The sequence below is a fragment of the Hymenobacter sp. R533113 genome, from assembly GCF_056835965.1.
Map to the genome: position 1 here is coordinate 99679 of NZ_JAKWBD010000013.1, position 25122 is coordinate 124800.

Below are 25122 nucleotides of genomic sequence, written 5' to 3' on the forward strand. Positions count from 1 at the left end.
ACAGCTCATCCAGTCTATCCGACGCTTCAGTAGCAAATACTTGGTCGCTGGCGGGGAGCAGCGCAAGTTTACACCGTTCGGTCTCCAAAAATGCCCCCCATGCTACTACTCCTGCTTTCCTCGCCCTTCTTTGCCCTGGCTGCCTCTGCCCTGCCCATTCGCTTGCTGCTGGGGCTGCACATCACAGCCGGCACGATAGCGCTTCTGGCTGGTCTAATCCCGATGTTAGGCCGCAAAGGTGGCTCCACGCACGTGCGGGCGGGCCGCTTGTATGTGTATTGTATGGTGGCAGTGGCCGTTACCGCGGTGCTACTCTGCTTGTTTCAACCCATCACGCTGGGCCGACTGTTTCTGACGGGCGTAGCAGTGTTAAGCTTTTACCTCAGTTTCAGCGGCTGGCGCGCGGCCCGTCGGCGCAGCGCTGTATTGCCCGTACCCGATGTAGCGCTCGGTGCGTTTTCGGCGCTGGTTGGCTTGCTGATGATCCTAACCGGCCTTTGGCTACGAGCCGTACTATTTGCCTTTTTCGGCGGCCTGATCTGCCTGTTTGCGGGCCTTGATGTATGGCGAGGACTGCGCCCGATAGCGACTACGCCCGCCCCGTGGCTGTTTCTGCACTTCACCCGCATGGGCGGCTCTTACATATCAGCCACCACGGCCTTTATCGTCGTAAATCTGGGACGGTGGCTGCCGGCAAGTGCGCCCAGCTGGGCAGGCTTAATAGGCTGGATTGCCCCTACGTTGCTTGGCAGCGTACTTATTGCCCGCACCGTGCGCTACTACAAGCGCCGGCTTAAATCAGCCACCGCGCTGGGCTCTACTGCTGCCCACACGGCCTCCGTAGTACTGCTTTTAGTGCTGGCTAACAGCATATTTGCCCCCCAGGCCGCCGCTCAGACAGGTAGCTCGCATCTGCTCGCCGGGCGTATTACAGATGCCGCCGGCCAACCATTATCCTATGCTACGGTGGGCGTATTGGGCCAGGGAGTAGGTACCGTAGCCGATGCGCAAGGCCAGTTTCGGTTGATGCTGCCGGTCACCGTCGCGGGTACCGACAGTCTGCGTTTTGCCTTATTAGGCTACGAGGCCCGCACTTTCGCCGTGGCGGCGCTGCCCCCTCGCCGCTCACCGTGGCGCTGCCCAACGCGAGCGTCACCCTGGCTGAGGTTACCGTTCGGGCGCGGGGCCTGGATTCGGCGCACATTGGCAACCGCCACTATCGCACTAATCTGCAAACAAACTTTGCGCTTGGAGCACAGCCCGGCTTGAACGTAGGCTCCGAAATCGGACGGGTGTTTCAGCTGCCCAAGCGCGGGGCTTGGCTCGATCAGTTTGAATTTGTACTCAGCGCTAATGATTTTGACACCGTGCAGCTGCGGGTCAATGTGTATCGGCTTCGGGGCGGCATACCAACTACCTCCCTACTGCAACAACCTGTTTATAAGCAGCTGATCGGCAAAGGCTCCCGCCGCGTACGCATCGACCTACGTTCCCTTAACCTGTTTATTCCCGACGAGGCAATAGCCGTCACAATCGAATGGGTAGGCCACTCCCGGCAAGGGAAAGAGCTGGCATTGCCGCTGCTCATGCCCGCCTTTGCTACGCATTTGTACCGCTATGGTGCGGCTAATAAATGGCGGCGCTTCCCTCCATGAGCACGACCATGGAAATAGTGGTGCGTTATTAAGCGCAACGCTGCTGTGTAATCAGAGTCAACGATAGGGTTGATCGTTGGCCTACTCGCGCACCACTTCCAGCTGCCCATCAGCCCCAAATCGTACCACCCGCGAGGGCGCGGTGCTGGCTACATCTTCCTGCCGCCAGCCTACTACATGGTCAACGGCACGCACAAGTTTAGGATCAACGGTGGCGTACGTAGCCGGCGTAGGCTCCCCAGCGCGGTTAGCTGAAGTAGATACCACTCCATGACCGAGGCGGCGCACCAGCTTATGGCAAAACTCATCCTGCGGAATACGCAAGCCCACAGTGCCATCCGGACCTAATAGTTGCGGGGACAACCGATGATTGGCTGGCAGAATATACGTAGTGGGCCGGGTTTGCTCTGCTATGGCTTGCTCTAACCCATCAGGCACCTCGGCGACATAGCGGCGCAGCATATCCAGGTCAGCTACCAGCACGATGCTAGGTTTGCCTTCGGGGCGCTCCTTTAATTTATAGAGGCGTTCTACGGCCCGCGGCACTTCGGCATCGCAGCCTACTCCCCATACTGTATCAGTAGGGTACAGAATGATTTGCTGGAATAGCAACGCCTCAACGGCAGCTTCTACTTCTTGTTGAAAATTGGCCACGGAGCTTGTTAATAAGGATGAATGACTGCCTTGTTGCCCGATCAGGCAATCTCTTGGCACAGCTCTACCAATACGCCGGCCGCGCTTTTCGGGTGCACGAAACACACCAGCTTATTATCGGCCCCACGCTTGGGCTCCTCATTCAGGAGCGTGAAGCCCTGCTCCTTCAGCCGCGCCATCGTCGCCCGAATATCTGCTACCTCAAACGCTACGTGGTGAATGCCTTCCCCTTTCTTGCTCAGATAACGGGTGATGGCGCTATCGGGCGTGGTACCAGCCAATAATTCAATCTTGGAGCCGCCCACCCGAAAGAAAACGGTGTCCACCCCTTCGCTGGCTACATGCTCCTGCTTATATGGCTCTTGATTTAAGAGCGTGCTGTACAGGGCAGTAGCGGCCTTGAGGTCGTGTACGGCCAGGCCAAGGTGTTCCAGATTTGTAAACATAGCGGGCAAACAATACGGATGAAGAAGCTTATTTGGATTATCTCTACTTTTGTGGGCGCAAAGTAAAACCAGTTTGTTTGTTTTGCTGTTCTAGATGCGAATGATTCTCCACTGAGTTACCTTTGGACTTTCATTAGTTTTCCGCTGACTTACTGAAATTCGAGCCATGCTCAAGCTACCTATTTACCTCGATAATAACGCCACCACGCCCCTCGACCCGCGTGTACTGGAAGCCATGATGCCCTACCTCACGGAGGTATTCGGCAACGCGGCCTCCCGCAACCACCCCTTCGGTTGGGCAGCGGAAGAGGCCGTGGACTACGCCCGCGAGCAGATTGGCCAACTCATCAGCTGCGACCCGAAGGAGATTATCTTCACTTCAGGCGCTACCGAATCAGACAATTTAGGTATTAAAGGCGTGTTTGAGATGTATTCCCAGAAGGGTAATCACATTATCACTGCTACCACCGAGCACAAAGCCGTGCTCGATACCTGCAAGCATATTGAGAAGCTAGGGGGCAAAGTGACATACCTTCCGGTAAATCGCGAAGGTCTCATTAGCCTGGCCGACCTGGAAGCCGCCATGACTCCCCAGACCATTCTGGTGACCATCATGTACGGCAACAATGAAACCGGTACTATTCAGCCCATTCGTGAAATCGCCGCAATTGCCCATAAGCATGGTGCGCTCTTCATGACCGATGCTACTCAGGCTGTTGGCAAAATTCCGGTTGACGTTATAGCCGACGGAATCGATATCATGGCGTTCACGGCGCATAAAATGTACGGCCCGAAAGGTGTAGGTGCTTTATATGTGCGTCGTAAGAACCCTCGGGTAAAAGTAACTGCCCAGATGGATGGTGGCGGGCATGAGCGTGGTATGCGTTCGGGCACCCTCAACGTTCCTGGCATCGTGGGCCTGGGCAAAGCTTGTGAGCTATGCCGCCTCGAAATGGAAAGCGACACCAAGCGTCTGTCCACTTTGCGCGACCGTCTTGAGAGTTCCTTGCTGGAGATGGAAGAAAGCTACGTTAACGGCTCACGCGAGTACCGCTTACCCCACGTAACAAATATTTCTTTCACGTATGTAGAAGGTGAAGGTCTGATGATGGGGGTGAAAGACTTAGCTGTATCGTCTGGTTCTGCCTGTACTTCAGCCTCTTTGGAGCCTTCTTACGTACTGAAAGCACTAGGTTTGAGCGACGACCTCGCACATTCTTCCCTGCGTTTTGGGTTGAGCCGCTTCACTACTGATGAGCAGATTGACTACGCCATTAACCATGTGAAAGAGGCTGTAACCAAGCTCCGCGAAATGTCACCTCTGTGGGAGATGTTCAAAGAAGGTGTTGACCTTAGCAAGATTGAGTGGGCTGAACATTGATTTAGACCTGAATACTAAGACACGAGAAGTGAGACTCTTTTGTCTATTGTTAGTTTTTAGTCTCACCTCTCACTTCTAACTCTCATTTCTACCATAATGGCTTACTCCGATAAAGTAATCGATCATTACAGCAACCCCCGCAACGTGGGCACGCTGGATAAAAGCAAAAAGAACGTAGGTACTGGCCTCGTTGGCGCTCCTGAGTGCGGCGACGTAATGCGCCTGCAAATTGAAGTGGACGAAGCTACCAATACCATCACCGACGCCAAGTTCAAGACCTTCGGCTGCGGTTCGGCTATTGCTTCTTCGTCATTGGCAACTGAATGGCTAAAAGGCAAAACGGTTGACGAAGCGTTGAGCATCGATAACATGGAAATTGTAGAAGAGTTGGCTCTTCCTCCCGTGAAGATTCACTGCTCGGTACTAGCTGAAGATGCCATTAAGTCGGCTATCAACGATTACCGCGTCAAGAACGGCTTGCCAGCCCTGGAAGAAGCTAAATCGCACCATTAATTCGTTGCGAATGTTAGTATGAAGAGCCAGCTTTTAGCTAAAGGCAGGTTCTTCATAATTGGCAACTCGTAACTGGCAATTCCCATGATTACCGTATCTGATAAAGCAAAGGAAAAAGTAACGCACCTCATGCGCGACGCGCAGCTCGATGAGACGTATCGTCTGCGTGCTTCGGTGGCGGGTGGTGGCTGTTCGGGTCTTTCCTACAAGCTTGATTTTGATAACGAAGTCAAGCACATGGATCAGGAGTTTGAAGATAAAGGCGTACGTGTAGTGGTCGATATGAAGAGCTTTCTGTATCTGGCCGGCACCGAGCTTGACTTCTCCGACGGCCTCAACGGCAAGGGTTTTTACTTCGACAACCCTAATGCTTCCCGCACTTGCGGTTGCGGCGAGAGTTTCTCGGTCTAAATACTTTACTATAAAAAAGCCCCCCAGAGTCACTTCTGGGGGGCTTTTTTCATTCATACACAGCTGTTAATGATCTGCTTAGTTCGTTTGCTTCATAAATTTATGCACTGGGCAGCCTTCTGAAATTCCGTATTCCAAATAGTATATCCCGACAGGAAGCGCTGATATATCAAGGGTTGTTAAGCCAGCAGTTGCCCTTCCTTGCATCACTATCTGGCCCGTAACAGCCCGAATGTGATATACAGTTAGCCCAGGGCATTGCGAATGAAAAGTAAGCTGATTAACAGCCGGATTTGGATAAGGCTCTACTTGCAAACTTCCCTTCGCAGCTACAACGCCTGAATAAGTGGCGCTACCATCAAAGTCAATCTGCTTGATACGATAATAGGCAGTCGGAGTAGTCAATGGTTTGGTATCCAAAGCACTATACGCCTGCTTTTGCGTACTCTGCCCTTTCCCAGCTACCCTGGCTACGGTCTCAAAGTCGCGCCCCTCTTGACTGCGCTCCACCTCAAAGCCAGCGTTATCTTTCTCACTAGCTGTTGCCCACTGCACTAACACTCCCTGTGCTCTTGATTCGGCTGAAAACCTCATAAGCTCAACGGGCAGCGGATTATTTCCTGCTAAGGAACCTGCATCAGTACTTGCTAGTGCGAAAGTACCGAAGCTATTAAAGGGTATGTTGGAAGTAATTGTACCGGTCGGCACGCCACTACCTATGCCGCCCAAATCATCCCAAGCCTGATTATTGGCCGACGACTTAGCAATCCGTAGTTTATCTGGGTTATCTACTTCGTCGTCTGAGCCATAGCTGAGCTTAATAGAACCATCGATGAAGCTGGCAGCAGTAGAGCTTCTACTTACATTGAAATATCGTACGGCGGACACCTTTTTGATATTGCCAGTAAAAGCTCGTGCTAGAGGCTTGCCCTTTACTTGCTCAGCGGTATAGCGCGCCTCGGTAGCATCTGCGTGATTTACGGTGAGTGTCAGAGGGCGATATGCTGCACCGAAGCCTATTGGGAAATCTAGGCTTGTTGTGCCACTGGCTGCCACTACTCGCGTGAGCGGACCAACTACGAAGCTGTTTTCGTGGGCACTAATGGTCGCGCCTGCTGCTAATGTAAGTGGTCCGCTGACTGTAGTAACTAGCTTTCCTTTAGTCAGCGTTAGAGCTTTGGCTACTTGCACTGGTGTTTGTAGGGTTACGCCATTCGTGTTATCAATGACAAGCGTAACATTTGCCCCCAGCGACACGGGCGTAGCGGTAATACTAGTAATGAACTGAGCAGCACTGCCGCTGAGGGCTATCGTAGAAGCGCCGTTAGGATTCACAAGTGTACCAGCATTCATGTGGATGCTACCCTGAATGGTAATACTGGCCACGTTGAGTTTAACGTTTCCCGTCATGATAATCAGATCATTCTGTATTAATAAAGGCCGGTCGCCAATAGCCGCTGCATCACCCCCACCCGTCACGCCGGTGCTCACTCGTCTGTATTCGAGGAAGCCATATGTACGACCAGATAATTGCGGCCCGGCAGCAGCGGCAGAAAAGGCATAGTAGCTGTCCTTCTCAAACAGTGCCACTGGCGCCGTCGGGAGGCTGGTGCCAAACGGCGTACTTCCTCCTCGATGGTCATAGAAAGAACCACCCCTAAATACAACAGTGCCGCCAGAACCAGATTTATCATTAAAGGGAAACCCAGTGACTGTTTTCTCGGCCCTAAACACGCTGCTAGCAGCAAACTCAATGGTAGTAATGCCCTTCTTCAGTGAAATTAGCTGATGCGGATCGGCAGTGAGCGACGCTTCGCTGCTGCTGCCAAAAATGAGCGTACCCGCAATAACAGCGGTACTCTCCGTACCTAAATGAAAAGTCATGCCCGCCGTTGCCCTCACTCCCTCCGGGCTTTTCACCTGCAAGGAGCTACCGATTGCAACCTCAACATCGGCCCCATCTATACCAGCGCCGATGTTTAACTGACGGGCCGGCGTTACATTGGCATCGGGCTGCACGGTTAGCGTGGCTACCACATTGTTAATAAACTGTAGCTGCCCAATGGCTTGCGGGGACACAAAGTCTACAGTTACACTCACAGTAGGTGTTCGACTGCCATCGAAGAGGAGCACATCATCGGCAGCTGGGGTTCGGGTTGGCTCCCAATTATTAGCATTCGACCAGTTGTTGTTACTCCCGGCACCTACCCAGGTATAAGTGAGCGCATAGGCTGACGGCCTACATAAGAGAAATAAGAATAAAATGCCCCCCAGCAGCAAAATAAACTGCGTATGGGAGCAGAATGACCTGACCAATAGCTTCATGTAATAACTTAAAATATAGCCTTATAAATTAGATTAAATCTTCGCGCCCATGTTCTTAAACCGTGCCAGCATTGAGTCTTCAGCAACAAAAAAGCCCCCCAGATTTGGGGGGCTTTTTTGTTGCTGAAGAATTGTTCAAACTAGTGTTACACTAGTTCTTCACAATCCGTCGGGTCACCTTTTGTACGCTGTCATTCACCGTTACCAGGTAAGTACCAGTGCTAAGGCTACTCATGTTAACCTCGCCATTAGCAGCCAATTGCTCTTTCCGTACTACTCGGCCAGTTAGATCCGTTATCGTTACCTGAACGCTCGTTTTGGTAGCATGCGGTAAGCGAATGTTCAGAGTGCTCTGCACCGGGTTAGGGTACATCATGATTTCTGTCATCTCGTCATTGGCAATGCGCACAACCGAAGACAGGCTCGTTTTACCATCGTAGTCTAGTTGCTTTAGGCGATAGTACGAAACACCAGCTAAGGGCTGCTCATCTACAGCTAGATACGTCGTTTTGCCGGTGGTAGTGCCCTGACCATTCTTGAATAACACAGAAGCGAAAGTAACCCCGTCCTGACTGCGCTCGATATCAAAGCCCTTATTATTCTTCTCTGATGCGGTTACCCAGTTTAGGTTTACTCTTGTGTTCTGCAACTTGGCAGAGAACGAAACCAACTCTACAGGCAGCGGAGTGCCAGGAGCCACAGCCGCAACTGGTACCAATTGAGTAGCCGGAGTAGGTGTCAGATAGTTCTCAGCACCTGGTACTGACAGCCGCTCACCGCTAGTATTTGTTGCTACAAAATTGTAATCAAATACATAGAAGTAGTATGCCTTAGTTGGATCTAACCCCTTCACGATGGCTTGGTTAGCAGTTCCCGTGTAGACAGAAAAATATCCAGGAGCGACACTTGAGCCTTGACCGATTGTTCCGTCAGCAGAAAGGTACGTCTGACCATCCTGGGGTTGCGAGTTGCCGCTTAAGTTGTTATCAACACTAGCAATGACCAGTCGCCCTTCGCCGGCACCGTTGGCAGCACCACCCTGAGCAGGCGTGAAGCTCACCGTTGCCGTCGAACCATTACGTACGATACTAATAGTGGTCTGAACCGTAGGTTGGTTATCCAACGCATTACCGCGAATAGTACCATTGATGGCAAAATCCTGGAAACCTTTATTGTTAAAGTCATTACTTCTGAACAGCAGTTTTGAAGATGCATTACCAATGTGGGTAGGCTTGTAACGTACATATACTATTTGGTCAATACTATATGTGCTCTGATTTGGAGAGAAAGTTACGCTAGTACCGAAGCCTGTAGTGCTATTTAGCGAAATCTCAAACTGATCCTGAAGAGTAGGAGCATTGAACTGACTAGCATCAGTGAGCAACTCCGCCACCGTGATGTCTTGGCGTACACGTAAAGCGCGAACAGTCACAGCGACGGGAGCAGATACATTACCACTTTCCACATTTCTAAACTCGGGAAGCAAGGTCTGAATCTCTACTGAAGGAGCGCTGAAGCCTTCTACCTGGACTGCAGCTCCTACGGCTGGCTCGCTTGTAGCATTGACGCTAGCCAAATCGGGTTGAGGATTTGCTGTTGTGGGTAGATAGCGCACATAAACCCGTACTGGGTTAATAAAACCATCACCTAATCCATTGTTCCGTACCACAGTGATAGTGTTACCTGTGGCGCCGTTCAAGGCGGCGAAGTCTACTTCCTGAAGCGCTACCTGGAAGAAGGCAGGTGCCCGAACAGTTACATCCTGAACCAGACCAGAGCCATTTACCAAGAACGATTGGATAGCTGAGGCCACCCTGGAACTGTAGAGAATATCTCTAATGTATTTTCGACACTGACAGTTGCTGAACTACCCGTGCTGTTTGCAGTAATGTTAACTACTTTGTTTGGCGCATTACTGTTCGGGCTAGCAGCTGTGATAGTGCCTTGAAATTGGCCCTGAGTCAGTGGCCCCGCCAAGCGCACTTGAATAACCCGTTCCGTTACGCTTCCATTGATAGGTTGGAAGGTGAGAGGACCAGTTTGAAAGTCTCCAACGTTAGCCTCCCGGATCTCAATATTTTCAGGATTAATGCTACCAGGAGTAAGAATCAAAGAATTACTGCCAAGCATGGTACCACCCACCCGGAAGGTCAGGATTTGAGCCGAGCCGTTTGCGGCTACCGAACCAAAGTCAAGCGTCGCCGGATCAGGCGTAATGAAGATCTCCGGAGTAGTGGAAGCGGCCAGGCCATTGCCGTTGACTTGCAGAATCTGGTTGACCGTTGTGCCGGAAGAGGCTGCAATAACAGCACTCCGAGCGCCAGTGGCTGAAGGAGAGAACTGCACCTGCAATTCTCTGGCTGCCAGGGTACCGTTGGTACCAGTCAAAGTTACCTGCGCTACGAATGCTCCCGATGTACCCAGACGAATCTGGAACTCCTGAGAGGGCGAGTTAACAATAACAGTGTTGTTATCCAGATTTTGACCGCTTACGAAGAAGGAGATAGGCTCGGAATTACGGCCTATTCGCGTATCGGGGAAGTTGATCGTGTTGCTATTAGCCGTAGCCGGATTAGTGGTCGAAACCGTTACTACAGGTGCAGGTGCAATCCCGGTTCCAGTAAGAGCTACAAATCGAGTGGTGGCACCGGCACTAACAAATGACATGTCACCATTAAATGCAGTTCTGGTTGTAGGAGCAAAGCGTACCTCAACAGAAGTATTAACGCTACCATTCGTCTGCGCCAGCGTCAGCGTGGTGCCCGAAGCCAAGAACGTAGCATCGCCCAACTTGCGAAACTCATAACCAGTCGGAACCTGAACGCTGATGTTTGCGGATAAATTAGAACCTTCTACCGCAACAGACTGCACCCCAGACTGTGTATTGACCTCAACATTACCAAAAGCCAAGTTGGTAGGTGTAACAATAATAGTAGGCGAAACTGCAGTGCCACTCACGGCGACCGTTCTCCGCGAGGCGTTATCGCTGTCGAAAGTAATCTGACCTCTAAATTCGCCAGCAGTTTGCGGATTGAATACTACTTCAACCCCCGTGTTGACATTTCCTCCCACTGGAGTCAAGGCCAACGTAGCGCCATATGTGCCAACACCTTGCTGGCGAATCAAGAAACCCGTGGGAGCGACAATGTTGATGTTATTGATAAGACCGCTGCCGCTAACTGAAACGGTTTGTGCAGCCGAAGTTGAGTTTATAGCAGTATTAGAAAATGCCTGAGCAATAGGCGTAGCTGTGAAGTTAGGAGCTACTGTCGCAGTAAGGACTACATCGTCAATAGCGATTCTATCACCGGCAGTAGTTAAACGTCGAAAGCGCAATGCTATAGCAGCACCAGTAACACCATTGAATGGATTGTTAATGGTAACCTTACTCCAACCTTGTATCGAGAGATCAGGCGACGCAACAGGAATATACACCGGCTCATCAGCCGCAGGATCGGTAGTATATTCTACCACAAAATCTCCGGGATTAGAACCAAGTGCAGGGTTTACGAATAATTGAAAACTCAATTGAATGTTTGTCAGCTGAGTAGTATTAATCCGATTTATAGCGAATGTGCGCTCATTGGTAGGACGGGGCCCTACACCACCGGTAGTAGTACTAGCATCACCAAAATAGATAAATGACCCACCCGACGCCGGTGATGGATCAGCAGTAGTTGCTATTAGTGATGTGTTACCGCTAAAAGTAAATTGGTCATTATCAAAATCCTTAGCGGCATTGGCCGCACTTATTGTCTTAGGTCCGGCCGTGCCAAAAGTTTCCGTAAACGTTTGGCCCCAACTGAGGGAAGGCATGGCCAGCAACACCAAAAGCACCAGAGTGGCTGGCGCTTTCCACAGGTGTTGTAAGAGTAAAAGGTAAGTTTGTTTCATATGAAAGTGAAAAATTAGTTACTATGTATTTTGGTTTATTGAAAGAATTTCTTTTAATTATGCAACAGATAAAAGTGGTTTTATGATCTTTTATGAGTATACAAAATGCACGTATGGTGCTGATGTTATTTAACAAATTCAGGTAGTAGAGCCTAACCAATAATTTAGCAAGGATACGAATACAATATTATATTAATGTAGGACGTTTAGAATATTAAATTTAATTTTTCTGACACATAAGTAGGCTTACTCGTTCTGAAAGACTTAAAAGTAGCACTTCTTGTTCGAGTGGAACAACAGCAAAGTTTATTCCACTCTCAAATCGTATTAATAATTAACCAGCAACACAGTAATCTATTTATATATTATAATTTATCATTATAATCATGTGAGTCTTAATTTCTCCTACTTAATTTAGTAACTGTACTCGGAAATAGTCAAATAAGAAGTTCTATCTTTTATCATAATCAGCATAATTTATGTGCAAGCAATATTTACATATCAGTGCATAGTAAGATGTTGGTAGCTACTACTATTGAATTATAGTAAGCCCATATAACACATACTATACGAAACTTATAAGCTTAGCAGAAGATGACGGAATAGTACTTACAGCTAAATAAGCCCTTTAGAGCATCATTAAGAACTTATTTAGTTTAATGCTATGTTGGTGTTTAGCATTTCTATTAGACTCTATAAAGGTCAAGTCATTGAACTATTCCATGTTCATTTGCATAAGTGCTTAAAAGGTTAGCATATAAATTTACGGTCCCTTAAATTCAACAATAACTACCATGCGACGCACCGAAAAAGGCACGTCTTTGTGCATTAGCTATGCCAAAGCTGTCTAATTTATAATAAGTCACCCACCTTGTAGGTCATGACCTATTGTCCCACGCCTGAGTTAGACGAGGGTTAGGAAGCCACCCATAGTATTCTCATGGCAGCATGTAGCATACAGGAGCAAAATCCAATCATGGCTATGTACTTGCATATCCTCACGTACCAATCATAACAAAACAGTAACTCTGCCGATAGCGGTTAATGCAAATGTAGAAGCTGTTTAAAAAGTAGTCGTTGGTCAACAGAAACGCAAAAGACTCCCACAATACAGGCGAAATTTGGGGTGCGACCCACCTCCTTTCACTTGCTTCATGGAAGTCCTGCCCAAAGATATTATCCGTACCTGGATTTTACCCCACCTGACCCAGTCCCGCGGCGGACGCCCCCGCCGGGTGGACCCCGTCGAGTTGCTCGAAGCCCTGCTCTACAAGCTCAAAACCGGCTGCCAGTGGCGCTATCTACCCGTCAAACAGGTCTTTACCGGGGCGGCCCTGACCTGGCAGGGCGTGTACGCCCGCTTCACCAAGTGGCGCAAAGACGGGTCGGGGCAAAAGGCGTGGCTCAACGTCTTACGCCGCCACAAGCACTGGCTGGATTGTTCCAGCGTCCAACTCGACGGCAGCCACACACCCGCCAAAAACGGCGGGGCCGCCGTGGGCTATCAGGGGCGCAAAAAGGCCCGCACCACCACGGCCCTGTTTCTGACCGACAACCAGGGCCAACCCCTGGCCTGTGCGACCCCGCAGGCGGGCAACCACCACGACAGCTTCCGGCTGAGCACCCTGTTTGAGGAACTGTGCGTGTTGCTCGAAGCCGCTGGCATTGCCGTGGCCGGGCTGTTTTTAAATGCCGATAGTGCCTTTGATACCACCGAGTTACGGCAGGCATGCGCCGCGCGCGACATTCAAGCTAACAGTGCCCGTAACCGTCGCGCCGCCGATTGGCAGACCGACGACGATACGTTTTTTGCCCCCGCACTCTACCGCCGACGCGCCGTGGTCGAACACGCCAACGCCTGGCTCGACAGCTTCAAAACCCTGCTCGTGCGCTATGAAACCAGCATCGGCAATTGGCTGGCCTTTCATTGGCTCGCGTTTATCGTCCTCTTTCTGCGAAAAATTACCACTAAACAGACTTTCTAAACAGCTTCGTAATGTAAATAGGACTTACGCACTTGCGGGGAGCAGGGCAGGAATGAGGGGCTTGGCGAGCAGCTGGCTCAAGTAGGGAGCCCATTGGTGCTGGTGGGCCTGATAAATCGTTTGGGCCGTTGATCGGGCAAACTCGCGCAGGGACACCCACGCCAGGTAGCAGCAGGCCAGATGGTTGCGCTGGGCCTGGGCACGGCGGCACTGGCATTTCTCGGCCCCGGTCAGCTGCTTGAAGCTGCGGTGAAACTCTTCCACCTGCCAGCGGGTGCGGGTGGTGGCCTCGACCAGCGGTTGGGTAAGCGTAAAGGCGAAGTTGTTGGTCACGACCCATTCAATGTCGCCGTTTGGGGCGACCAGCCGGAACAAGCGCACCGCAAACGGCACCTTCTGCAAGCGTACTTCCAAGCCGGTGCTCCACCCACCCGGCGGCGGGGCTACGTCGGCCAGGGACTGGTAGCCCCCTCTTTGCTGGCACTCACTAACCGGTTGCTTTTCAGGGTCGTGAAAAACGTCCAACCGGCCCGCTGAATCAGCTTCAGGTTGTCGCTGCCGCTGTACCAGGCATCGAACAGGAGCGTGCGGGCCTGAATTTTATTTTCCGCCACGACGTGGGCGAACATGGCCTGGAAATGCTCGTTTTTGGTCAGGCCATCCAGCTCCGGGGCATAGACGCGGTAGTCCAGGGGCAGAAAATCCCCGGCCTGTCCGCTGCTGTGGACCAGGTTAACCAGGCAGATGCCGGTGACCAGGCCATGTTCGTTGCCCGAATACTGGCGTTTGGCTACTTCAATGAAGCGACTGTAGCGCTTGTCCTGCACGCTATCATCGACCAGCAAAAAGGCCTCCGGCGAGTCGTGGAGCAAGGGCAAGACCAACTCGCGCAACTGCGTGGGCGAAAACGAGCTGCGGCGCAGAAATCGGTTCACTTGATCGTGGCTCACCTGCGACAGGTGCTCGGCCAAGTGCGTACACGTATAATTGCGGGGCGTACTAAGCAGGTACTCGATGTAAGTCGCTTGCGTCACCATAAAGCCAGGCTTTTTCTCAAGTTACTACTAAGTGCGTAAGTCCTAGTAAAGCTTCTAGATGAATCTTGTTATTGGCATTTATTGCTCTAAAATATGGAGAGTAAATCCCTATAAATTACTATCGAAGAAGTTTTACTAGACCAAAGAACCGCTACCTGATAAAACCGCTGTTGGCCAGTGGCATCAAGCCCGACCCAGCGTCGGCGCACTTGAGACTGGGGGGCAAATTCGCCCGGAACTTCGTGAGTTACATTACTATTTTATACTTCTGCAACATCCTTTGCTCTGCAGTTTGGCTTAGGTGAACAGGCGAGCAATTGACAAGTGTGATAATTCTGATTTGTGGTCCTAGAGCGATTCTTAGGTTGATGTATGGGTTTGGGCGTATCTTTTGGATATGAAAGCGTATTCGAATGATTTACGGGAGCGGGTGGCGGCGGCGTGCGCCGCGCCCGGTGCCACGCAAACCGCCGTCGCCGCCCGGTTCTGCGTTTCGGTCTCGTTTGTCGAAAAGCTGCGCCAGCGCCAGCGGGCGAGTGGGTCGGTGGCCGCGCTGCCCCACCGCAGCGGCCCCGCGCCGTTGCTGGACGCGGCAGCCCGCGCCGAGTTGGCGGCCTGCTTGCGCCAGCAGCCCGACGCGACCCTGGACGAGTTGCGCGTGTGGGTGGCCGCGCTGGGCGGCCCGAGTGTGAGCCCAGCCACGATGGGCCGCGCCGTGCAGGCGCTGGACTGGCGGCGAAAAAAGAGCGTCCACGCCGCCGAGCGTGATACCGAGCGCGTGAGGGCCTTGCGGGCGGCCTTTCTCGAAGACGTGCAAGCCGAAGAGTTTGCCTGTTTCAAATTTGTGGACGAAACCAGCACCAACCTGACCTACTGCCGCCGCTACGCCCGCGCCGAAGGCGGGCAGCGCGCCCCGCAAGCCACGCCCCTGCACGGCGGACCGAACGTGACGCTCGTGGCGGCGCTGACTCCGAACGGGTTGCAAGCGGCCATGACCGTGAGCGGGGCCCTCAACGGCGACGTGTTTGCCGCCTATCTCGACCAGGTGCTCGGCCCCACGCTCGTGCCCGGCGACGTGGTCGTGCTCGACAACCTGCCGGCCCACAAAGTGGCTGGCCTGGCCGAACGCGTCGAAGCCCGCGGGGCCCGCCTGTTGTATTTGCCGCCGTACTCACCCGATTTCAACCCCATTGAGCTCGCCTTCAGCAAGCTCAAAACCTGGCTCCGCACGGCCCAGGCCCGCACCCGCGACGCCTTGGAGACGGTCATCCAAACGGCCATCGAATGGGTGACCGAAGCCGACGCGAAAAACTGGTTTGACCATTGTGGCTACCACGTACACTAACCTGAAAATTGCTCTAAGTCAGGACATGTGAGGTGGTCTAGCTATGCCGGCTACAATTGGGACGTGGTTTGAAGTTGCGTTTCGAAGCAGTTGGATGAGTAATAGCCGAGCGTAGAATGACGCCTTTCGGTATTATAATAGGCGATATGGCAGCTGATTTCGAGCTTGGCTTCGGCCAGACCAGACCAGACCAGACCAGGGAAACTACCGCCGTCGAGCAACTCCGCTTTAAATCGACTCCAAAACGATTCGGCATGGGCGTTGCCGTAGCAGTTGCCGCGCCGACTCATGCTTTGCAGCGCGCCGTGTTGCGCTACCAGGTCTTTACAGCGGGTGGCCGTGTACTGGCTGCCTTGGTCAGAGTGTACAATCAGCCCAGCCGGGGGTCAGCGCACGGCCAGGGCGCGCCGCAGCGCCTTGCTCACGAGGGCTTCCGGCATCGTGTCACGCACGTCCTACGTGCCGTCCCAGCGGCACCAAAGCCCAAACGCTAGCGCGTCATGCCGCAGCGCCCACAACCCCACGCTGCCGGCCGGCCCCAGGGCCAAGCCCCACCAGAACCATTTTTTCCGCATCTCCCGATGCTGCTGCGGCTGCTCGAACAGCCTGATACGTCCCATCCAAAAACCCAGCGTGATGCGGCCCACCAGGGCCACCAGAGTCAAGGGGGAGGCTTCGAGGAAGTTATGCAGCTCATCAATCCGCCAGTTCATGGCCAGTACTTGGGCATAAGTACCGTGCGCAAACACCTGTGCTATCTGTTGCGGGGCCAGAAAACCCGCAATGGGCCGAGGAAATGCCGCTGGCAGGATAAAGGCGACCGCCGTCAGAACGACGGCAAATAAAACGCCCGTTTGCAACAGCCGGCGCGTCGGCCATTGAGTTAGGAGTAGCAGCAACAGACCCACCAGGGCGTAATAGCACAAAATGTCGCCCATCCAGAGCAAGTAGGCGTGCGCACACCCAATGAGCCCGAGCAAGAGCATACGCCGGACAAAATACCCCCGAAAGACGCGGGTCTGCTGGCCAGCCCGTTCCCATTGCAGGTGACACCCTACCCCGAACAGGATGGAGAAAATGGTGACGAATTTGGTGTCGATTAGCACCCCCAGCACGAATCCTACGCCTTGGTCAGCCGGAAAGGAAGCCAGGGCCTGCCGCTGCTCCGGCAGCAGCCAGCTGTAGCCGGAAAACGACCAGCTGTTCACCACGAACACGCCCAGTAAGGCCACGCCCCGCAAGGCATCCAGCACGGCCAAATGATTGGTGGGGACGATGGGGCGAGAAATGCCCATGGCTGATTCAGTTAACACGGGTGCTATACCAGTTGGACTGTACGTGTATAAAAGAGGGGCCAAGTGAGGCCGGCGGCGCACCCGCGCCAGGGAGTGTTTACAGTTAAAGCCAAGCTAAGGCCACAATCAGGCAACAGGTGGCGAAGTAGTTTACGGCGCGTTTGTCAAAGCGCGGGGCTACGGCCCGAAAGCGTTTTAAGCCGTTGATGGCCCGTTCGCTGTGGTTACGTTCTTTATAGATTTCGGCGTCATGCGCAATGGGTACGGTGCGGTTTTTCTTGCTTGGAATCACGGCCGTGGCCCCGGCTTGCTGAATTTGATTCCGCACATAGTCGGCGTCATATGCCCGGTCGGCCAGCACGGCTTGACTAGGGCGCAAGTGGCTGACGGGTGGCCAAGCGGGAGCCTGTGGGCAGTCCCCCACTTGGCCACCCGTCAGGGCCAACGCACAAATGCGGCCCTGCGTGTCGCAGCTCAGGTGCAGCTTGGTGGTGAAGCCGCCCCGGCTGCGGCCGAGCGCCTGCCCGACCGGGCTGTCTTTTTTGGCCCCGGCCGCCACCTGGTGCGCCCGCACCGTGGTCGAGTCCACGCATAGGCGATGCAAGCCGGCGTCGTGTTGCACCTGGGGCAGCACCTGCGGCCACACGCCGGCCTGGCGCCAGCGCCGAAACCGGGCGTACACCGTGTGCCAGGGGCCAAAGCGTTCGATTGGCAGATCGCGCCACGACACGCCGCAGCGTGCCCGCCAGAGTACTGCCTCCACGAATAAGCGCGTGTCTTTAGCCGTCGTACCCGGCGAGCGTTTCTGTCCCGGTAGCAGCGGCGAGAACCGCTCCCACTGCGTATCCGTCAATAAACTTCGGTCTTTGTTCATCCGTCAAAGCTCGTTCTTAACTGTAAACCCTCTCTAACATTCAGCGGAATGCTGAGCGGTACTTCAGTCCAGGGCTCTGCATTAGCTGCCACCGTTAAAATGAACGGAGCATTTTGTGCTGCACCTCTTTTCAGCTTGGCACGCAGCCCCGCGTATTTTCTTCGGATTGCACCTAATTCAAACCAGCGTCAGTAGAAGCCTTTGAAGACGGACTCCTGAGTTGCAACTGCGCCCATTTATCGTCTTTGTCCTGAGAAAAGTGCTGCTGGAATAAAAAAGCCCCCTGTCTGAAATTTCCGGGTGTTGGCTTATGGAGTTTATTGGTTACTTCGCTGCTCAACTACACGCTGAACGAAGTGGCGATGAATCAGCAAGTCTTTCTCAGCCCCAGCCCATTGGTTGCCCCCTCTCCGGCGGACGCACCTGCTAGCCTCTCCTTAGGAATTGAGCGAACCCGCGTGCAGGCCGTCGATGTGGTGCGGGGGCTCGTGATGGTCATTATGGCGTTGGATCACATCCGCGAGTTCTGGACCCCCATGGTGATGCGGGCCGAGGACGCTGCGCAAGCCTCGGCAGCCCTGTTTTTCACGCGTTGGGTCACGCACTTCTGCGCGCCCACCTTCGTGTTTCTCTCGGGCGTGAGCATCTGGCTGTCCGCACGAAAGCACCGCTCGCGAGCCCGCACGAGCGGTTTTTTGCTTTCGCGGGGCCTGTGGCTGGTAGCGGTGGAAGTAGTGTTCATCAGCTTCGTGCTGCAATGGCAGACCAACATGATTCTGCTGGAAGTCATCTGGGCCATTGGGGGGAGCATGGTGCTGCTGGCCGCCCTTATCTGGCTGCCTAGAGGTGTACTCGCAGCCTTGGCTGTTGTCATCATTGCAGGGCACAATGCCCTCCCGGTTATCCAGCCCGTCACGGCCAGCAATGCCGGCTGGGCGCTGCTGCACAACCCTCCCTTTTTACTCCCGCTCGGGGCTCTACCCCCGGTGCTGGTGGCGTATTCTGTGGGGCCCTGGCTGGGCGTGATGCTGGCGGGCTACGTGTTGGGGCCTTGGTTTGCCCTGCCGCTGCCGCAGCGCAACCGCCGCCTGCGCTGGGCGGGCTGGTTGGCTTTGGGGCTGTTTGTGGCTTTGCGCGCCACCAACTGGTACGGCGACCCCGCGCCCTGGAGTGTGCAGCCGCGTGGCCTCGGCTACACGGTGCTTTCCTTTCTGAACGTGACGAAGTACCCGCCATCACTGCTGTTTCTGTGCCTTACACTGGGTGGGGCGCTACTGCTGCTCAGCGTGGCGGAACAGGTGACTAGCCGGCCTGCCCGCTGGCTGCGCACTTTTGGGCAGGTGCCATTTTTCTACTTCGTGGCGCACCTGGTGCTCATCAGCGGCGCCGCCTGGGTCTGGACCCGGATTGCGTTTGGCCAGCCGGTGAACTTCTCCTTTGTTTCCGTTGAGGAGTGGCCCGCCGCCTACCATCCCAGCCTGCTGCGAGCTTACGCCGTGTGGGCCCTGGTAATCCTGACGCTGTACTGGCCCTGTCGCTGGTACCAGCGCTACAAGCAGCGCCATTCCTACTGGTGGCTGTCCTACCTATAAGGGAAGCCAGCAGCGCCTCCTGAAGATGCACCATGTATGAGCCAGCGGAAGCCGCTGTGGACGGCCTACAACCGTGTGGGGGGGCTGATTCTGCCAGCGAAAATCCTGACGACATGAATTGGTTATGAAATCACCCCACCAGCTGCTCTCCTGTACCTTTCTGGTGAGTTCCTTATTGGTCAGCTACCTCGCTCTGCTCCACAGCCTGGCGCAGGGGCAGCCGGATTCCCCGAAGGCGGCGCCCAATTCGCCCTTCGCCCCGACGGGACAAACGGACTTTGATTTTGAGATAGGCACTTGGCAAACGCAGCTTTCCCGGCTGCAAGCGCCCCTAACGGGTGCAACTACCTGGGTAAAGTACCAGGGCACCACGGTGGTGAGCAAAGTACTGAATGGCCGCGCCAACCTGGCGGAGTTGGCGGTTGAAGGCCCGGCCGGCCGCATGGAAGGTATGAGTTTGCGCTTATATAATCTCCAGACCCGGCAATGGAGCCTCCATTTCGCCAATGTCCGGGACGGTGTTCTGACCGTGCCCGCCATGGGCAGCTTCAACAACGGCCGGGGAGAATTCTACAACGATGACGTGCTAAATGGACAAAAAATCCGGGTCCGTTTCGTCATCTCGGGCATTACCGCGAATGCCTGCCATTTCGAACAAGCCTTTTCAGCCGACGGTGGCAAAACCTGGGAAGTAAACTGGATTGCCACCGACACCCGAATTAAGACCCCGAAACCCTAACCCCAACCTGCCATGAAGCACGCCGCAACACTCCCGGGCCAGGCAGCTAACCAACGGACTTTCCCGGCCCTCTCCACGCCCCGGATAGTGCTATACGCCGGCCTGCTGGTCGGCACGTTTGACATCCTAGCAGCTTTTACGAGCTTCTTCCTTTCCACGGGAAATAATCCCCTGCTAATCCTGAAGGCTATTGCCAGCGGTGTCTTGGGGCGCGCCGCCTTTTCGGGGGCTGGGGGCACCATGCTGTTGGGCCTGAGCCTGCACTTTTTAATTGCCCTTACCTTTACGGCTTTGTTTTTTTGGTTGTATTGGAGGGTGGGTTTTATTTCTCGAAATAAGGTGGCGGCCGGGGTATTATATGGCTTGTTGATTTGGGCAGTGATGAATTTGCTGGTGCTGCCGCTGAGCCACGTCCCGGTCAGGCCCTTCCAACCGTTCCACGCCCTTAGAGAGGCCCTGATACTTGTGCTCATGATTGGGGTGCCGCTGGCTTTTCTGGCCGGTCGCCATTTCAATTCGAAGTCGTGAGTATGCCCTCGGCAGGAGTTCGGGGGCTTCGGCAACCGATTGTTCACCATCACAGACAACACTGCTGTTCTAAGCGTACATTCAGCATCATGAACCTTTTGCAAACCGTGTTTCAGGCTGCTGGCATTCCCGTGCGCCCCCGGCTGTTCTGGGGAATGGCTGCCTTATTCTGGAGCAGCTTTGCCCTGCTGGGCTACCTGCAAACCAACGCCTACTGGTCGCTGCAAGCCGGCCATGGCCTCACCCGCACGGAGACGCTGGATATGCTGCTGCGCAGTTCGCTCTGGTTTTTAAGCACTCCGCTCATCCTGTATCTGGTGCACCGCGCGCCCCTCACGGCTCTGCGGCAGCCGGGCAAGCTGGCCCGCAACCTGGCTGTGCATCTGGTAGCTCAATTCGCCCTCAACCTGCTTATTGCAGGCGTAGTCTACGGCTTGCTTTATAAAGTGATGGGGCTGCACACCGGCCGCTCCTGGGGGCCCGACGGGGTGTGGGCCAGCACGCTCCTGCGGCTCAGCAATTCCCTGGCCATGTACATGCTGCTGGTGTTTGTGTACAGCGTAGTGGCGTATGCTTACCGCAACCAGGCCCTGCACCACCAAAACGCCCGCTACGAGCTGGCCAACGAGCAGCTCAAGGCGCAGCTCTCCGGGGCCCAGCTGCAGGCCCTGAAAATGCAGCTCAACCCCCACTTCCTCTTTAATACCCACCACGCCATTGTGGGCCTGATTCTGGAGCAGGAGAATGACCGCGCCATCGACATGGTCACCTCGCTGAGCGACTTGCTGCGGGCCGTCATCGCCAATGGCGACGCCCAACTCATCCCCCTGCGGGAGGAGCTCCAGTTCGTCACCAAATACCTGCACATCCAGCAGATTCGCTTTCAGGACCGCCTGCGCATTGAGCTGGCCATCGCCCCGGACACCCGGGACTGCCTGTTTCCGCAGTTTCTGCTGCAGCCCCTGGTGGAAAACGCCATGGTGCACGGCATCGAGCAGCTAGCCGGCGACGCCCTGGTGCGCATCGAGGCCCGCCGCGAGGGCGAGCAGCTGCGGGTGGAAGTGCGCGACAACGGCCGGGGAGCCACTAGGCACCCCGGGACGCGACGCCCCGGCCCCGTACCGGCCGAAGGCATCGGCCTGAGCAACACTCGGGCCCGCCTGGAAAAGCTCTACGACGGCCGCGCGCACCTCGAGTTCAGCCAGCCCGCCACCGGCGGCACCGTGGTAGTGGTGCGGGTGCCTTATGAAGGCAAGCTCGCGCTGGCTCAGGCCTTCGCTACCCCTGAACCTGCCGCCCTATGAGCTACCGGGCCCTGGTCATCGACGACGAGCAGATTTCTCGGCGCATTATCCACACCTTTCTCCGGGAGGAGCCAGCCATTGACGTGGTGGGCGAGGCCGCCAACGGCAGCGAGGCGGTGCTGCAAATCCTGCAGCTGCGGCCGGACCTCGTGTTCCTGGACGTGCAGATGCCCGAGCTCGACGGCTTCGAGGTGCTGCGAGAAATCTGGCCCTACCACCAGCCCTTCGTCGTCTTCACCACCGCCTTTGACCAGTACGCCCTGCGCGCCTTCGAGGTCAGCGCCACCGACTACCTGCTCAAGCCGTTTGACCGGCTCCGCTTTCAGCAGGCTGTGGAGCGCGTCAAGCAGCACCTGGCCGCGCGCAGTAGCGCCGAATCCAGCCTCACACTGCAGGCCTTGCTGGCGGAAGTGGGCCCGCCCACGCCCGCTTTCCTGCAACGCATCCTGGTGAAAGAACAGCGCCGCCTGTTCTTTGTGAAGACGGTGGACATCCTATATTTCGAGGCCGACCGCAACTACATCAGTGTGCATACGGCCACCAAAACCCACCTCATTTACCAGAGCCTGACCCAGCTTGAACCGCAGCTGGCGCCGCTGGACTTCACGCGCATCAACCGCTCCTGCATCGTGGGCCTGAACCACGTGGCGGAGCTGGAAACCTACTTCAACGGCGAATACCTAGTGAAAATGAACAACGGCGAAACGCTCAAGTGGACCCGCAACTACCGCGACAACCTGGCCGCCTTTCACGGCCTACCGCGTTAGCCACTGTTAACTCACTCCTTCCCATCCTTCCCAAGCACCAACTGCCTTTCCAGATGCCCTAGTTCGGCAGATTTGGCCCTTACCCCTTATGAATTTGAAAGCAACTTACGCGCCTTTAGCAGCCCTGGTTGCGCTCTGCCTGGCCGCCTGCGCGCCGGTGCGGGCCCAGGAAAGCCCCGCTCCCCTGGCCCTGGGCCAAACCTTTACGCTCGCCTCGGCGGCCCTTGGGGAAACCCGCCGCATCAACGTGTACCTGCCAGCCACCTACACCGACTCTTCCGGCACTGCCCGCCTCCCGGTTCTATATATGCCCGATGGCGGCATGGCCGAAGACTTTTTGCACGTGGCCGGGTTGGTGCAGGTGCTGACCGGCAACGGTACCATGCGCCCCTTTATCCTGGTGGGCATCGAAAACACCCAGCGTCGGCGCGACCTCACCGGCCCGACCACCAACCCGGAAGACCGGAAAATAGCCCCCCGCGTCGGCGGGTCGGCTGCCTACCGCACCTTTATCCGCACGGAGCTGATGCCCCTCATCCGGCAACGCTACCGCACCACTGCCGAGACGGGGATTGTCGGGGAGTCGCTGGCCGGCTTGTTTGTCGTGGAAACCTTGGTGCTGGAGCCGGCTCTGTTTGATACCTACGTGGCCTTTGACCCCAGCGTGTGGTGGAACCAGGGCCAGCTGGTGGGCCAGGCAGAGAAGATGCTGCGCACGTACAAAGGCTCAATTAAAACGCTGTACATAGGGTCGAGCCGCGACAATGAGAAAATACCTGAGTCGCGCCGCTTGGCGTCGGCGCTGCGAGGCGCCCCGAAGAACAACCTCACCTGGTACTATAAAATGATGCCGGAGGAGACGCACGCCACCATTTACCATCCCGCGGCGCTTCAAGCTTTTCGAACCGTCTTCAAGCCGAAGCCACTGCCCACCAGTAAATGACCGGGACACCTCATGTCCAGCGAGGTAGTGCTTGATGAGGTCGTCGCGCCATGCTCCCGAATTTGAAAACCTTCCGCCTGGAACCATCACCTGTATTACCGCACCAACCGTGAAATGAAGACGCTATTCGAGGAATCAACCCGGGCAGAACTGATTAGCCGAGTGCAAGCCCTGCACGAGGGCCGCGTAGCCCAATGGGGCCGCATGAACGCGTATTAGATACTCAAATACTGCGGGTTATTGCACAAAATAGTCCTGCACAACCGCACATACCCCCGCGTGTTCATCGGACGTTTGTTAGGCAGAATCCTGCTGCAAAACGAAACCAAAGACGACCGGCTCATGTAGCAAAAAAGCCCGACCATTTCTGCCCTTCAGGTAAACTAAATGACGTTCGACGTGGAACAAATCAAGGTGATAGGACTGCTCTACGACCACACCTAGTATTCCTTCCCCGACCACAGCTTCGTTTATCCGTTTTTTGGGGAAATGTCTCCCCAGTAGGTTAAACTCCACGCTTATAAGCACACGGACCATCACCTCCGACACCTGTCTTGTCCTGGAATAGTGAGGTGGTCTAGTAAATCTAGACAGAATAGGGTCTTATCTTTCCATTGTCATGAAAGACAGTTCCCAACCTGCCAAACGTCGGCGCTACGACGCCGCCTTCCGCGCCGAAGCCTTGCGCCGGGCCGGAGAAAGCCGCTCGACGCAAGCCGCCGCCCGGGGCGCAGAACTGGACCCAGCACTGCCATAGAGCTGCGCCAACTGCGGGCCTTGGCTCGGCGGCAGGCACAGGAGCTAAACATTTTAAAAAAGCCATCGCCATCGGAATGCTCTAGCCGCATTATCCCAGACACCGGACCAATGAGCCGTTACCACTTTATCGAGGCGCAGTAGGCTCACTATCCGGTGCGTCAGCCTTGCCAGGTACTTAGTGTGCCAGCCAGTGGTTACTATGCGTGGCAACAAATTTAGCAACCAGTAGTATAGCAGGGTACGCCATCCTGGTAAATAGCTCTTGTACAGTTGTTTAGCGTCTATAAGCGGCGCTATGGTACCCGGCGGCTTCAGGTCGCCTTGCGCCAGAAGGGCTACCGCATCGGCCGCCAGCGGCTACAGGGCCTGCGGGCGTTACAACCCAAGGCCTGCGCTGCGCCTCCAACCGGCTGCTTGACCAACTACCGCCTACCCAGGCGAACCAAGTCTGGGTCAGCGATATTACGTATCTGGCCCTAGCCGACGGTTCCTGGGCGTATCTGTGGGCGTATCAGGACATGATCAGCAAGCGCGTACTGGGCTGGCAGGTCGGCGCGTCCCTGCCTGGAAAACTGATTACAACTGCATTACAGCGAGGCTTTTGGGCACAACCGCCACCACCAGGCCTGGTAGTCCATCCCGACCGTGGCGGGTAGTACGGCGGCAACGGCTATC

Annotated in this window: 23 protein-coding genes and 1 pseudogene; 15 read left to right on the plus strand and 9 right to left on the minus strand. The window is 55.0% G+C overall.

The window, feature by feature from the left end; genetic code table 11:
- Positions 1–99: 99 nt before the first annotated feature.
- On the plus strand, positions 100–1269 hold the full coding sequence (locus MKZ35_RS09310) for a carboxypeptidase regulatory-like domain-containing protein (RefSeq protein ID WP_482512967.1): 1170 nt from the start codon (positions 100–102) through the stop codon (positions 1267–1269).
- Positions 1266–1655, plus strand: a complete 390-nt coding sequence (locus MKZ35_RS09315) for a hypothetical protein (RefSeq protein WP_482512968.1) — start codon at positions 1266–1268, stop codon at positions 1653–1655. Before MKZ35_RS09310 ends, MKZ35_RS09315 begins: the two co-directional genes overlap by 4 nt.
- 81 nt (positions 1656–1736) lie before the next feature.
- Here MKZ35_RS09315 and MKZ35_RS09320 read toward each other — a convergent pair whose 3' ends face one another.
- Both MKZ35_RS09320 and mce read right to left on the minus strand, forming a co-directional pair.
- Complete coding sequence (locus MKZ35_RS09320) at positions 1737–2309, minus strand: L-threonylcarbamoyladenylate synthase (RefSeq protein ID WP_482512969.1); 573 nt, start codon at positions 2307–2309, stop codon at positions 1737–1739.
- Positions 2310–2350: 41 nt separating this feature from the next.
- Positions 2351–2755 carry a methylmalonyl-CoA epimerase gene (gene mce, locus MKZ35_RS09325; RefSeq protein ID WP_482512970.1) on the minus strand — a complete coding sequence of 135 codons (405 nt, stop codon included), beginning with the start codon at positions 2753–2755 and terminating at the stop codon, positions 2351–2353.
- 166 nt (positions 2756–2921) lie between these two features.
- Here mce and MKZ35_RS09330 point away from each other — a divergent pair, with 166 nt between their 5' ends.
- The 3 genes from MKZ35_RS09330 (at position 2922) to MKZ35_RS09340 (ending at position 5060) form a co-directional block, all read left to right on the plus strand.
- On the plus strand, positions 2922–4136 hold the full coding sequence (locus MKZ35_RS09330) for an IscS subfamily cysteine desulfurase (RefSeq protein ID WP_482512971.1): 1215 nt from the start codon (positions 2922–2924) through the stop codon (positions 4134–4136).
- Between the two features lie 96 nt (positions 4137–4232).
- Positions 4233–4649: a Fe-S cluster assembly scaffold IscU gene (gene iscU, locus MKZ35_RS09335; RefSeq protein ID WP_084446771.1), complete on the plus strand. Its 417-nt coding sequence runs from the start codon at positions 4233–4235 to the stop codon at positions 4647–4649.
- An 84-nt stretch (positions 4650–4733) separates the two neighbouring features.
- Positions 4734–5060, plus strand: a complete 327-nt coding sequence (locus tag MKZ35_RS09340) for a HesB/IscA family protein (protein ID WP_482512972.1) — start codon at positions 4734–4736, stop codon at positions 5058–5060.
- A 78-nt stretch (positions 5061–5138) separates the two neighbouring features.
- On the opposite strand, the gene MKZ35_RS09345 is transcribed toward MKZ35_RS09340, so the two are convergent.
- From MKZ35_RS09345 to MKZ35_RS09355, 3 genes are all read right to left on the minus strand, one after another.
- The gene (locus MKZ35_RS09345) at positions 5139–7139 is read right to left on the minus strand and encodes a T9SS type A sorting domain-containing protein (protein ID WP_482512973.1); all 2001 of its coding nucleotides are present in this window, start codon (positions 7137–7139) and stop codon (positions 5139–5141) included.
- 397 nt (positions 7140–7536) lie between these two features.
- Entirely contained in the window at positions 7537–9174 is a 1638-nt protein-coding gene (locus MKZ35_RS09350; protein ID WP_482512974.1) for a T9SS type A sorting domain-containing protein, read from the minus strand.
- Positions 9168–11279 (minus strand): hypothetical protein, encoded by a 2112-nt coding sequence (locus MKZ35_RS09355; protein WP_482512975.1) that lies wholly within the window; start codon positions 11277–11279, stop codon positions 9168–9170. The genes MKZ35_RS09350 and MKZ35_RS09355 overlap by 7 nt, the downstream gene beginning before the upstream one ends.
- A gap of 1154 nt (positions 11280–12433) precedes the next feature.
- On the opposite strand from MKZ35_RS09355, the gene MKZ35_RS09360 reads away from it, so the two are divergent.
- Entirely contained in the window at positions 12434–13264 is an 831-nt protein-coding gene (locus tag MKZ35_RS09360; RefSeq protein WP_482512976.1) for an IS5 family transposase, read from the plus strand.
- 24 nt (positions 13265–13288) lie between these two features.
- Here the strand turns inward: MKZ35_RS09360 and MKZ35_RS09365 are convergent.
- Positions 13289–14301 (minus strand): annotated as a pseudogene (locus tag MKZ35_RS09365) (IS701 family transposase).
- Between the two features lie 397 nt (positions 14302–14698).
- On the opposite strand from MKZ35_RS09365, the gene MKZ35_RS09370 reads away from it, so the two are divergent.
- Positions 14699–15646: an IS630 family transposase gene (locus MKZ35_RS09370; protein WP_482512977.1), complete on the plus strand. Its 948-nt coding sequence runs from the start codon at positions 14699–14701 to the stop codon at positions 15644–15646.
- 50 nt (positions 15647–15696) lie between these two features.
- On the opposite strand, the gene MKZ35_RS09375 is transcribed toward MKZ35_RS09370, so the two are convergent.
- The 3 genes from MKZ35_RS09375 to MKZ35_RS09385 form a co-directional block, all read right to left on the minus strand.
- Positions 15697–15936, minus strand: a complete 240-nt coding sequence (locus MKZ35_RS09375; RefSeq protein WP_482512978.1) for an integrase core domain-containing protein — start codon at positions 15934–15936, stop codon at positions 15697–15699.
- 165 nt (positions 15937–16101) lie between these two features.
- Positions 16102–16941, minus strand: a complete 840-nt coding sequence (locus tag MKZ35_RS09380; RefSeq protein WP_482512979.1) for a DUF418 domain-containing protein — start codon at positions 16939–16941, stop codon at positions 16102–16104.
- A gap of 103 nt (positions 16942–17044) precedes the next feature.
- Complete coding sequence (locus MKZ35_RS09385; RefSeq protein ID WP_482512980.1) at positions 17045–17815, minus strand: IS5 family transposase; 771 nt, start codon at positions 17813–17815, stop codon at positions 17045–17047.
- A gap of 320 nt (positions 17816–18135) precedes the next feature.
- Between MKZ35_RS09385 and MKZ35_RS09390 the strand changes: the two genes are divergently transcribed.
- The 8 genes from MKZ35_RS09390 (at position 18136) to MKZ35_RS09425 (ending at position 25103) form a co-directional block, all read left to right on the plus strand.
- The gene (locus MKZ35_RS09390) at positions 18136–19407 is read left to right on the plus strand and encodes an acetyltransferase domain-containing protein (RefSeq protein WP_482512981.1); all 1272 of its coding nucleotides are present in this window, start codon (positions 18136–18138) and stop codon (positions 19405–19407) included.
- Between the two features lie 124 nt (positions 19408–19531).
- Complete coding sequence (locus tag MKZ35_RS09395) at positions 19532–20146, plus strand: hypothetical protein (protein WP_482512982.1); 615 nt, start codon at positions 19532–19534, stop codon at positions 20144–20146.
- Between the two features lie 12 nt (positions 20147–20158).
- Positions 20159–20674, plus strand: a complete 516-nt coding sequence (locus tag MKZ35_RS09400) for a hypothetical protein (protein ID WP_482512983.1) — start codon at positions 20159–20161, stop codon at positions 20672–20674.
- 89 nt (positions 20675–20763) lie between these two features.
- A complete protein-coding gene (locus tag MKZ35_RS09405) occupies positions 20764–21978 on the plus strand; it encodes a sensor histidine kinase (RefSeq protein WP_482512984.1) in 1215 nt (404 codons plus the stop codon).
- On the plus strand, positions 21975–22745 hold the full coding sequence (locus MKZ35_RS09410) for a LytR/AlgR family response regulator transcription factor (protein ID WP_482512985.1): 771 nt from the start codon (positions 21975–21977) through the stop codon (positions 22743–22745). The genes MKZ35_RS09405 and MKZ35_RS09410 overlap by 4 nt, the downstream gene beginning before the upstream one ends.
- A 94-nt stretch (positions 22746–22839) precedes the next feature.
- Positions 22840–23688, plus strand: a complete 849-nt coding sequence (locus MKZ35_RS09415; protein WP_482512986.1) for an alpha/beta hydrolase — start codon at positions 22840–22842, stop codon at positions 23686–23688.
- A 619-nt stretch (positions 23689–24307) separates the two neighbouring features.
- Positions 24308–24445, plus strand: coding sequence for a hypothetical protein (locus MKZ35_RS09420; protein ID WP_482512987.1), 138 nt, complete (start codon positions 24308–24310; stop codon positions 24443–24445).
- 412 nt (positions 24446–24857) lie between these two features.
- Entirely contained in the window at positions 24858–25103 is a 246-nt protein-coding gene (locus MKZ35_RS09425) for a DDE-type integrase/transposase/recombinase (RefSeq protein WP_482514728.1), read from the plus strand.
- The last annotated feature ends 19 nt before the right edge of the window (positions 25104–25122 follow it).